At 75.2% G+C, this 10,112-nt stretch carries 9 protein-coding genes, 1 tRNA gene and 1 pseudogene; 8 read left to right on the top strand and 3 right to left on the bottom strand.

All coding sequences use genetic code 11. The features are described 5' to 3' along the window. Positions 1 to 5: 5 nt before the first annotated feature. Positions 6 to 458, bottom strand: coding sequence for a hypothetical protein (locus tag FGF04_RS27600; RefSeq protein WP_408055674.1), 453 nt, complete (start codon positions 456 to 458; stop codon positions 6 to 8). 260 nt (positions 459 to 718) lie between these two features. Here FGF04_RS27600 and FGF04_RS27605 point away from each other — a divergent pair, with 260 nt between their 5' ends. Next, positions 719 to 2,134, top strand: a complete 1,416-nt coding sequence (locus FGF04_RS27605) for a hypothetical protein (protein ID WP_149514053.1) — start codon at positions 719 to 721, stop codon at positions 2,132 to 2,134. Between the two features lie 39 nt (positions 2,135 to 2,173). Here the strand turns inward: FGF04_RS27605 and FGF04_RS27610 are convergent, their stop codons facing one another. Beyond that, positions 2,174 to 2,770: a histidine phosphatase family protein gene (locus tag FGF04_RS27610; protein WP_149514054.1), complete on the bottom strand. Its 597-nt coding sequence runs from the start codon at positions 2,768 to 2,770 to the stop codon at positions 2,174 to 2,176. A gap of 215 nt (positions 2,771 to 2,985) precedes the next feature. Here FGF04_RS27610 and FGF04_RS27615 point away from each other — a divergent pair, with 215 nt between their 5' ends. The 7 genes from FGF04_RS27615 to FGF04_RS27645 all read left to right on the top strand — a co-directional run bounded on the left by FGF04_RS27615 (position 2,986) and on the right by FGF04_RS27645 (position 9,709). Continuing rightward, positions 2,986 to 3,969 (top strand): phosphatase PAP2 family protein, encoded by a 984-nt coding sequence (locus FGF04_RS27615; protein WP_149514055.1) that lies wholly within the window; start codon positions 2,986 to 2,988, stop codon positions 3,967 to 3,969. Next, positions 3,893 to 5,131, top strand: coding sequence for a hypothetical protein (locus tag FGF04_RS27620; protein ID WP_235882557.1), 1,239 nt, complete (start codon positions 3,893 to 3,895; stop codon positions 5,129 to 5,131). The genes FGF04_RS27615 and FGF04_RS27620 overlap by 77 nt, the downstream gene beginning before the upstream one ends. Beyond that, the gene (locus tag FGF04_RS27625; RefSeq protein WP_149514056.1) at positions 5,122 to 6,762 is read left to right on the top strand and encodes a hypothetical protein; all 1,641 of its coding nucleotides are present in this window, start codon (positions 5,122 to 5,124) and stop codon (positions 6,760 to 6,762) included. The genes FGF04_RS27620 and FGF04_RS27625 overlap by 10 nt, the downstream gene beginning before the upstream one ends. Continuing rightward, positions 6,759 to 8,117 carry an AAA domain-containing protein gene (locus FGF04_RS27630; RefSeq protein ID WP_408055675.1) on the top strand — a complete coding sequence of 453 codons (1,359 nt, stop codon included), beginning with the start codon at positions 6,759 to 6,761 and terminating at the stop codon, positions 8,115 to 8,117. Before FGF04_RS27625 ends, FGF04_RS27630 begins: the two co-directional genes overlap by 4 nt. Positions 8,118 to 8,209: 92 nt before the next feature. After that, positions 8,210 to 8,575, top strand: coding sequence for a hypothetical protein (locus tag FGF04_RS27635; protein ID WP_149514057.1), 366 nt, complete (start codon positions 8,210 to 8,212; stop codon positions 8,573 to 8,575). A 320-nt stretch (positions 8,576 to 8,895) separates the two neighbouring features. Continuing rightward, positions 8,896 to 9,645 (top strand): bifunctional DNA primase/polymerase, encoded by a 750-nt coding sequence (locus FGF04_RS27640; protein WP_235882529.1) that lies wholly within the window; start codon positions 8,896 to 8,898, stop codon positions 9,643 to 9,645. Then, positions 9,636 to 9,709 (top strand) — tRNA-Lys (locus tag FGF04_RS27645). Before FGF04_RS27640 ends, FGF04_RS27645 begins: the two co-directional genes overlap by 10 nt. Before the next feature lie 45 nt (positions 9,710 to 9,754). Here FGF04_RS27645 and FGF04_RS27650 read toward each other — a convergent pair. Continuing rightward, positions 9,755 to 10,112 (bottom strand): annotated as a pseudogene (locus FGF04_RS27650) (M6 family metalloprotease domain-containing protein); the annotation flags it as partial.

Genomic DNA, 10,112 nt, shown 5'->3' on the forward strand with positions numbered 1-10,112 from the left:
GCGCCTCAACGGCAGTTGTCGGCCGCCTCGATGAGGCGAGCCGCCTCCCCCAGTGCCGCCCGCAGCACCGCGGGATCGGTGGCCAGCTCCGCCTCCCCCGGCGGCAGCAGCCAGTCCGACCCCTCCACGGGCGGCTCAGGGGCCAGCCGGACCCCCCGGCCGTCGGTCCGCGTGCACGTGCTGCCGGGGACGTCCCAGGCGGACGCCGTGCCGGGCGGCACCAGGAAGCCGAGCGTGTCGCAGTTGTCGTCGTGCAGGACGGGTCCGACCGCCTCGGCGGGCGCGCCGCGCCGCAGGATGTCGACGGCCTCCAGCCCCTGCCGGGCGGGCACGGTGACGAGATCGCACGGGTCCGCGCGGCATCCGCACCGCTCACCGCCGGACGCCGCCGACGCCGACCCCGGTGCCGGCGGACAGCAGTCGACGCCCTGCCCGGTCTCCATCCTCGCCTCCACCACGGAACCCCTCCTCGATCGAGTACGCCGCACGGTTCAACGCTCCACCGAGTCAACGGCTACGGCAAAACTCGGCCGTAAAGGATGGCAGTTCATGGCAGAACAGGTATGAGATATCCGTTTTGTAGCCAAACTCCACGTAGCGGGACCGTCACAGCGGGTACGTTCGTGCCCGCCGGAAACACAGGCGCGGCCCGATCGGTCGCCGCTCGGCCCGCGCCGTTCCCGGTCCGGTTCGACGGTTCGCGAGAGAGGACCCGGCCATGGCGTCGTCACCGATGACCGCGTCGTCACAGTCGTCCCGGCCGCCGACGCCGAATCTCGTCTTCCGGCGTCTGCGCGGCCGTCGCTCACCGGGCGAGTTCGCCGCGGCGGTACGGCGGGCGGCCCGGGAGATCGACGAGCGGGTCAGCTGTGACGCGCGCTACATCGGGCGGGTCGAGGCGGGCGAGATCCGCTGTCCCAACTACGCGTACGAGCGGGTGTTCCTGCACATGTTCCCCGGCCGGACGCTGACCGACCTGGGGTTCGTGCCGCGCTCGGCGGTGCGCGGACGGGGGGCGCGCACCGCCGGCCCGGCGCCGGCTCCGCCGCACGACCCGCACGAGCCGCACGACCCGCACGAGTTCGACGACCAGAACCACGAGGAGAGCGACGTGCGACGTCGCGCATTCATGAGCGGGGGCAGCGCCACGGTGGCGGCCGCCTCCCTGGGCCCCTGGGGGCTCGCGTCCGGCGGCACGGCCGAGGCCGCGCCGCAGCGTTCCGTGCGCCGGGCCGGCGAGGCCGAGGCCGGCGCGCTGGAGGAGGCCGTGCGCAGGATCCGGCTGCTGGACGACCGGCACGGCGCCGACGGGCTGTACCGGAGGGCGGCGGCCCCGCTGCGGGCCGCGTACGCCCTGCTGGACGTCGGGGCGGCGCGGCAGGCGACCACCGACCGGCTGCACGCGGGAGCCGGCGAGCTGGCCGTCTCGGTGGGCTGGCTGGCCCACGACTCGGGCCGCTTCGACGACGCGCGCTCGCACTACGCGGAGGCCCTCGCGACGGCCCGGGTGGCGCTGGACCCGGCCCTGGAGGCGCACGCCTTCTGCAACACGTCCTTCCTCGCCCGGGACGCGGGGCGCCCGCGCGAGGCGGTGCGGGCGGCCCAGGCGGCGCAGGTCGCGGCGCGCCCGCTGGGCTCGGCCCGGCTCCTGTCGCTGCTCGCGCTGCGCGAGGCGGGCGGCTGGGCGGGTCTGGCCGACCGCAGGGGCTGCGAGCAGGCGCTGACCCGCGCGCAGGCACTGTACGGGCGCGGCCCCTGCGACGCCGACCCGGAGTGGATGAGCTTCTACGGGGACGCCGAGCTGGCCGGCCTGGAGGCCCAGTGCTGGTCGACGCTGGGCGACTGGCAGCGCGCGGCGCACCAGGCCCACCGGGCGGCCCGGCTGCAGGACCCGCACTTCACCCGCAACCGCGCGCTCTACACCGCCGAGCTCGCCGACGACCTGGCCCGCGCCGGGCACCCCGACGAGGCGGCGGCGGCCGGGCTGCGCGTCCTGGACCTGCTGGACGAGGTCCAGTCGTCCCGGGTGCGGTCGATGCTGGCGGGGACGGCGAGGGTCCTGCTGCCGCACCGCCGCGCGTCGGGGGTGTCGGACTTCCTGGACCGGCACGAGGAGCTGCCGCGGTCCGCCTGAGCCCCGTGCCCCGCGGGCCCGCCGGCCCCGGTCACCCGGTCATCCGGCCAGGTGGCCGCAGTCGTTCCAGGTCTCGATCGCGGGCTCCCCGTAGGCCCAGCCGAGGACCGACAGGCTCGTGGGGTTCAGGCGGACGCGGGCCGCGAAGTCGATGTCCAGGCCCAGCCAGCGGGCGCCGATCGAGCGCAGGATGTGGCCGTGCGCGAAGACCAGGACGTCCCGCTCCTGCGCACGGACCCAGCCGACCACCTCGTCCGCGCGCGCGGAGACCTCGGCAAGGGACTCGCCCCCGGGCACGCCGTCCCGCCAGATGAGCCAGTCGGGCCGCTCGGCCCGGATCTCGTCGGGGGTCATGCCCTCGTACGCGCCGTAGTCCCACTCCATGAGCGCGTCCCAGTCGGTCGCGCGGCCGCCGAAGCCGGCGATCTCGCACGTCTCACGCGCGCGTGCCAGCGGACTGGTGCGCACCTCCACCCCGGGGAGCCCGTCCAGCGGCGCCCGGTGCAGGCGGTCCCCGAGCAGTTTCGCGCCCTGCCTGCCCTCGTCCAGGAGCGGGATGTCGGTCCTGCCGGTGTGCTTGCCGGACAGCGACCACTGCGTCTGTCCGTGCCGGGCCAGCAGGATGCGCGGTGCCATGGAGGGGGCCTTTCCGGGAGGGTCGCGCGGTGGGAAGGGTGAACCGCGGAAGAACGAGGGATGGATCACTTCATCATCTCTCACGGGCCCGCGAGGCAACCCGGTGGGCGATCCCGGCGTCTTTGAGCACCGGGGGCGCTCCTACGCAGGAGGCGCACAGACCGTACATTGGTCCGCGGCACTGGCGCCCGGCGAGCAGGAGGGGGAGGGATCGGATGCTGCGGACCGATGCACCAGTCGGCGAGGGGGTACCCCGTACCCGCCTCCGCTGGTGGACCGAGCTGCCCCTGATCCTGCTCGTGTACGGCGCGTACTCGGCGGGACGGCTCCTGGCGCGCGGGGACGTGACCCACGCCGTGGACCACGGCCTGGCGATCCTGCGCGTCGAGAAGTTCTTCTACCTCAACGCCGAGCACCCGCTGAACCGTCTCTTCACCCGGGAGCCGTGGCTCGGCATCCCGGCGGACTTCTGGTACGCGTCGCTGCACTACCTGGTCACGCCCGCCGTGCTGGTCTGGCTCTTCCGGTCCCGCGCGGTGCGCTACCGGGCGGCCAGAACCTGGCTGATGGCGTCCACGTTCATGGGCCTGATCGGTTTCACGCTGCTGCCGACCTGCCCGCCGCGGCTGCTGGCGGCGAGCCACGGCTTCGTGGACACGATGGCCCAGTACAGCGACTACGGCTGGTGGGGCGGCGAGGCGAGCGCGCCGCGCGGGCTCGGCGGCATGACGAACCAGTACGCGGCGATGCCCAGCCTGCACTGCGGCTGGGCCCTGTGGTGCGGCGTGATGCTGTGGATGTACGGCGGCACGCGGCTCACCAAGGTCGCGGGCGTCCTGTACCCGCTGATCACCACGATCGTGGTGATGGGCACCGCCAACCACTACTTCCTCGACGCGGTCGCGGGGTTCGTGGTCATGGGCCTCGGATTCCTGGTCACCCGGCCGCTGTTGCGGCTCGCCGACACGCTCCGGGCGCGGTACGGGGCACGGCCTTACGCCCCGTCACTCGGCGGCCCGGCCGTCGTCCCGCACGGCACAGGTTCCTCAATTGTCAGTGCGGAGTGCCAGACTTCGCCGGGTGAGCGACTTCCCCGACAGCGCAAGGTCCCAGCCACCCCGGGTGCCGCCGAGCCGGGAGCCGGACCGGCAGCAAGTCCCGCCGACGCGGGGGACGAGACTCCGGCAGCGGCTCGCTGAGCTGCGCGGCCCGGCCGTCCCTCCGCAGCCGCTGGACGCGCGCGCCCTCGCGGCGCTCGCCGCGAACCCGGGCTGCAGACGGCGCGCGATCCTCGACGGGGCGGGCGTGAACAAGACGCTGCTGGCGGACGCGTTGGGCTCGCCGTCGGCCTTCGGGCAGTCGCAGTTCGCCTTCATGCGGGGCAACGCCTTCGAGGCGCGGGTCAAGGCCGACGGCGGCGCGGAGCTGCTGCGGCTGGTGCACGAGAAGCTGGACCCGCGGGCCGAGCCGCCCGCCGCGGGCGTCGTGCCCGACCTGGGCGCCGCCGGCCCCGAGGGGCGCACCGCCCGTACGGCGCTCGCCCTGCGCGAGGCGAGCGCGGCGGGGACCTGGACCCTCCTCGACCATCCGCTGCTCGCCCTGGAGGTGGCGGGCTCCCCCGCGTTCCTGGAACCGGACGCGGTGGTGGTGCACCCGGACGGGAGCTGGACGGTCGTCGAGATCAAGTCCTTCCCGATGCTGGACGGTTCCGCCGACGCGGCCAAGGTGGGCGCGGCGGCCCGCCAGTCCGCGGTGTACGTCCTGGCGCTGGAGCGGGTCGCGGCGCGCCTGGACCCCGCGCCCGAGGTCCGGCACACCGTGTTGCTGGTGTGCCCGAAGGACTTCTCCAACCTGCCCACCGCCTCGGCCGTGGACGTCCGCAAGCAGCGCTCGGTGACCAGTCGTCAGCTAGACCGGCTCGTCCGCGTCGAGGACATCGCCGAGACGCTCCCCGAGGGCACCTGCTTCGCCCCCGACCTGCCGCCCGCCGAGCTGACGGCCGCGGTGGAGTCGGTCCCGGCGACCTACGCCCCCGAATGCCTCTCCGCCTGCGAACTGGCCTTCCACTGCCGGGCCCGCTCCCGCGCGCAGGGCGCGGTGACGGCGCTGGGCCGCTCCCTGCGTGCCGAACTGGGCTCCCTGGCCTCGGTGGACGACGTCCTGTCGGCGGCCCGGGGCACCTCGGGCGACCCCGAGGACCCCACGGTGGCGGCCCTGCGCAGAGCGGCGGCGCTGAGAGCAGAGGCTCTGGGCACCCCAGGCCCCGCAAGGGGCGCGGGGAACGGCGCGACAAGCCACGACGCACCCGCAGACGACGCACGGCCCGCCATGGCGCAGCCCACGGGGGCAGCATGTCCCTGATCACCACCCTCGCGAAGCTGGAGGCCGTGGACACCGGCAGGGCCCAGCCCCTCGCCACCGTCCGCCACCGCCACCTCAGCACCCACCCCCTCGTCCTCGTCCTGCTCACCACCGCGGGAGAGGCCGGCGCGCCCCTGGGCGCCCTGGTCGGCACGGACCGCGACGAGCCCCGCCTGCTGTTCGTGCCCCAGCCCCGGGACCGCGACCTGCGGTTCGCGTTCCTCGCCGAGCTGGCGGACGTTGTCCTGCCGTACATCGACGCCTACGCCGAGGACGTGGAGGCCGCCGAGCGCAACGAGACCGACCCGGAGACCGGCAAACGCGTCAAGGTCGAGGTGGAACTCTGCGCGGACGCACCCCAGTTGATCGTCCCGGGCCGGGCCGGCATCGACCTCGTACGGCTGCTCGGCCGTTCCATGCGTTTCCGGCGCACCGCCGAGCAGGACCCGGAGGCCCCGCACCCGGCGCCCCCGCGCGTCCCGCTGCTCGGACGGTGGTTCACGCACTACGGGGAGCGCGCGCGGGTGCCCGGATCGTCGCTCCTGGTCGCCCTCACGGACGTCCTGTCCCGGCACTGGGCCACCGGCCAGTCCACGCTGGAGGACCAGCACCTGGGAGCGCTGCTCGCCTGGATCGACCCGCCGGAGGGCGAGTCCGGGGCGGAGGCGGCGCTGCGGGCCGAGTTGCTGCGGGACGCCCAGGGGCAGCTCGTCTGTCCGCCCGCGGGGCCCGCCACCGACCCGGCGTTCGACAACAAGCTGCTCGCGCCCGCCATCGAGCGCTACGACCGCGCGCGTACGGCGTTCGCGGCCGCCGAGGACGGCATCGAGGCGGACGACCGGCTCGGTGAACTCACCGCCGCCGAACGGCACATCCGCGAGCTGGTGGCGAGCCGCACCCGCCCCACCTGGGACGCGGTGTGGCGCGGGCTCGACCTGCTGCGGGCGCTGCCCGAGGGCCCGCGCGCCGCCGAGAGGTGGACCCGCGACCGCTGGTCGTTCACCGGCCACCGGGACCGGATCCTGGCCGGCGAGCCCCCGCAGCCGCGCCGCGACGACGCGGTCACGGCGGCCAACAAGCTCGCCACGCGCGAGCGCGAACAGGCGCGCCTGGAGGCGCAGGAGGCCCTCGACGACTCGCTGGTGATGGCCGGGCGGCGGCTCGCGGGCGAGGCGTTCGCGGGCGAGGTCACCGATGTGGTGATGGCGTACGGCGAGGGGAAGCGGCCGAGCCCGCGCCCCCTGGTGACCGTGCGCACGGACGACGCCCCGCACCTGGGCGAGCGCGTGAAGGTCTACCGCTCGCTCGGCGGGAAGCCGCAGGCCGCCGAGTTCGTGGGGTACGAGGGGGACGGCGCGGCCGGTGTCCTCGGCGAGGACGCCCCGTCCGGTCCCGGCGGCACGCTCGTCGTGCTGCGCGTCCTCGACAAGATGGGCCGCGGCAAGGAGCCGGAGCCGGGATCGGTGCCCGAGAAGGGCGACCGGCTCTGCTTCACGCTCTTCGAGCACGAGCAGCGCGGCGGCGCGAAGCTGCCCGACCCGGAGGACACGCCGTGGACGCACGGCGGACCGCCCGTGCAGGCCGACGCCCTGCCGCGGCCCGACGCGGTGACCGAGGAGGACATCCTGTGAGCAGCCCCGTGACCGCTCCCGCGGTCCCCGTCTTCGCCCCGGGGGCCGAGGCCGGCCGCGCCACCGACGCGATCCTGCGCGACACGCTGCACGGGGCGCACCGCGGGGTGGTGGTGGACTCCCCGCCCGGCGCCGGCAAGTCCACGCTCGTCGTCCGGGCCGCGCTCGAACTGGCCGGGGCCGGGCGCCCGCTGATGGTCATCGCGCAGACGAACGCGCAGGTGGACGACCTGGTGCTGCGGCTCGCCGAGAAGGACCCGGAGCTGCCGGTGGGCCGGCTGCACAGCAGCGACTCCGACCCGTACGACAAGGCGCTCGACGGGCTCGCGAACGTCCGCAAGTCCGCGAAGGCGGGCGACCTGGCCGGACTTGACGTGGTGATCTCGACGGCCGCGAAGTGGGCGCATGTCAAGGGGGTCGAGCCGTGGCGGCACGCGATCGTCGACGAGGCGTACCAGATGCGCTCGGACGCGCTGCTCGCGGTGGCGGGGCTGTTCGAGCGGGCGCTGTTCGTGGGCGACCCGGGCCAGCTGGACCCGTTCGCGATCGTCGGTTCGGAGCAGTGGGCGGGCCTGTCGTACGACCCCTCGGCCTCGGCGGTGACGACGCTCCTCGCGCACAACCCGGAGCTGCCGCAGCACCGGCTGCCGGTCTCCTGGCGGCTCCCGGCCTCGGCCGCGCCGCTGGTGTCGGACGCGTTCTACCCGTTCACGCCGTTCCGCAGCGGCACCGGGCACGGCGACCGGCGGCTCTCCTTCGCGGTGGCGTCGGACGGTTCGGGCCCCGACCGGGTCATCGACGAGGCGGCGGAGTCGGGCTGGGGCCTGCTGGAGCTGCCCGCCCGGCACACCCCGCGCACGGACCCGGAGGCGGTCCGGGCCCTCGCGACGGTCGTACGCCGGCTGCTGGAGCGGGGCGGTCTGGCGACCTCGGAGCGGTCCCCGGACGCGGCCCCGCTGACGGCCGACCGCATCGCCGTCGGCACGGCCCACCGCGACCAGGCGGCGGCGGTGCGCGCGGCGCTGGCCGAACTGGGCGTCCCGGAGGTGACCGTGGACACGGCGAACCGGCTGCAGGGGCGGGAGTACGACGTGACGGTCGTCCTGCACCCCCTGTCGGGCCGCCCCGACGCGACGGCCTTCCACCTGGAGACGGGCCGGCTGTGCGTGCTGGCCTCGCGCCACCGGCACGCCTGCATCGTCGTCTGCCGGGCGGGCGTCACCGACCTCCTGGACGACCACCCCTCCACGGAACCGGTCCAGCTGGGGGTCACGGTGAAGTTCCCGGACGGCTGGGAGGCGAACCACGCGGTCCTGGCCCACCTTTCCGGACACCGGGTGGTGTGGGGGGCGTGAGGGAGCGCCGGGGCCCTCTTGCGCGGTCAAGGGACAATGGACGGTGGCCCACCCACAAGGACGGGCCGACCGCTGCACGAGGAGGAGAAGTCATGGCGGAGCCCACGCCGCGTCGGAACGAGCCGCGGCTGCGCCCCGCGCCGCTGCTCTTCGAGCCCGCGGAGGCCGCCTCCGACCCGGAGCACTTCTTCGACCTGGAGTCGATCGACGACCCGCGGGCGCTGCTGGCGCGGGCCACGGAGCTGACGCACGCGTTCCGTGCGGCGACCGACCGGGCGGTCGAGTTCCAGGCGATGGCCGCGGCGCAGCTCGCCGACCCCCGGCGGTTCGACCGGCTCACCGATGCGGAGATCGCTGCGCGGGCGGAGTGGACCGAGGACTACGCGAAGAAGATGGTCGAGTTCGGGCGGCAGTTGTTGCGGGGTGCCGATGCGGAGGGGTACTCGGATCCGGTCTGATCGGCGCCGGGCGGCGCCGATACCGCCCGGCTCCACCGGTCGGAGTCCACCCGCGGGCCGGTGGGGGCCGTTCGCGCAGTTCCCCGCGCCCCTGAAGACTGCGGGCCCGCCGTGGCTTGTCGCGCAGTTCCCCGCGCCCCTAGGTACCTAGGGGCGCGGGGAACTGCGCGGCCCGCCCCCACCGGCCCGCAGGGGAACGCACGTCGCAAGCGTCCACTGGCATATGCCAGGCGGGCAAGATACTCCACCCTGTCCTCCCCTGTCCCCGATTTCCCCAACTCAGCGGGGCCACACGCTCACGCCGGGTACATCTAGGTGTCATGAGCATCGATCGGAACCTGGTCAGCAACGCCCCCCACTGCTCCGGAACCGCCGGCGACGCCCACACCGCCGAGGCCCTCCCGGACCCGTTCGACGCCCTCGGCGCCCCGGAGGTCACCGGGGTCACCCCCGAGGGCGCGGCCTGGCTCGCGTCGGCGGGGACGTACCCCCGCAGCACCCGCCTCCTCTGGGAGGACCGCCCCGCCGCCCCGGCGGTCCTGGCCTGCGGCACCGTCTTCGACGTCGTCAACGCGCCCGCCGTCTTCGGCCGCCTCATGCTCGACCGGCTCTGGGACGAGGGCCCCGGTTCGGGCCCCGTGGCCGTCCACCGGGGCCGGATCCTGCTGTTCACCGCACCGGGCACGGCACAGCGCCTGCCCACGCTCCTGGCCTGGGAGGAGCGCGGGGCGGGCGGCGGCTCGGACCGCGCCCGGGCCCTCCCGCCGCTCCTGTGCCACGGCACCGGCGACGCGGTGACGGTCCCCGCCCCGACCCCGGCCGCCTCGGCGCACCCGGCGCACCCGGCGCACCCGGCCGCCACCGTCCACCTGGACTCCCGCTGGCTCGTCGCCCCCGACACCCGGGAGCCCTGGCTGCCCGGCCCGGAGGCCGTGCTCTGGGCCGCGGTGCGGGCGGCCAGGTCAGCGGCCCGGCGACGGCTGTCGGCCCACTCCCCCGGGGCGCCGATATCGATTTCTCCTCCCGCCGATCAGGATGCTAAGGTCTACGACGTCAGCAGGCGCCGCTAGCTCAGTTGGTTAGAGCAGCTGACTCTTAATCAGCGGGTCCGGGGTTCGAGTCCCTGGCGGCGCACAGACGGTGGGAAGCCCCTCGCGGAAGCGGGGGGCTTCTCGCATGTCATGACGTGTCCGTCGTCACCGTCACCGTCCACGCCCCCGAAGCCGTCCGGTCGTGCACCTCCACGCGCACGTCCTCGCCGGGCACGGTGAAGCTCTCCCCGACACCGACCGGCGCGTCCGCGAGCGGGCCGTAGACCGAGTCGTCCCAGCAGTCGCCGGACTCCGGGTGCGCGTCGACGACCTCGATCGGCCCGCGGCCGGACTCCGCCCCGCTGCGTACGCGGTAGACGAGGACGCCCTGCGCGCAGGCCGCCCGGTCGTTGCCCGCCGGCCCCCGCACCTCCAGGGCGACCACCCGGTCCCGCGCCGTCCGCACCACCGCCAGCTTCGTCCCGCCGGCCGACCCGGACCCCGCC

Origin of the sequence: Streptomyces apricus (assembly GCF_008369065.1) — a bacterium.
GTDB classification, from domain to species: Bacteria; Actinomycetota; Actinomycetes; order Streptomycetales; family Streptomycetaceae; genus Streptomyces; species Streptomyces apricus.

Bases quoted from the DNA above. Each gene is read 5' to 3' on its own strand.
- FGF04_RS27605 (WP_149514053.1), top strand. From the start codon at position 719: ATGGCGTCGTCACCGATGACCGCGTCGTCACAGTCGTCCCGGCCGCCG.
- FGF04_RS27610 (WP_149514054.1), bottom strand. From the start codon at position 2,770: ATGGCACCGCGCATCCTGCTGGCCCGGCACGGACAGACGCAGTGGTCG.
- FGF04_RS27615 (WP_149514055.1), top strand. From the start codon at position 2,986: ATGCTGCGGACCGATGCACCAGTCGGCGAGGGGGTACCCCGTACCCGC.
- FGF04_RS27625 (WP_149514056.1), top strand. From the start codon at position 5,122: ATGTCCCTGATCACCACCCTCGCGAAGCTGGAGGCCGTGGACACCGGC.
- FGF04_RS27635 (WP_149514057.1), top strand. From the start codon at position 8,210: ATGGCGGAGCCCACGCCGCGTCGGAACGAGCCGCGGCTGCGCCCCGCG.
- FGF04_RS27640 (WP_235882529.1), top strand. From the start codon at position 8,896: ATGAGCATCGATCGGAACCTGGTCAGCAACGCCCCCCACTGCTCCGGA.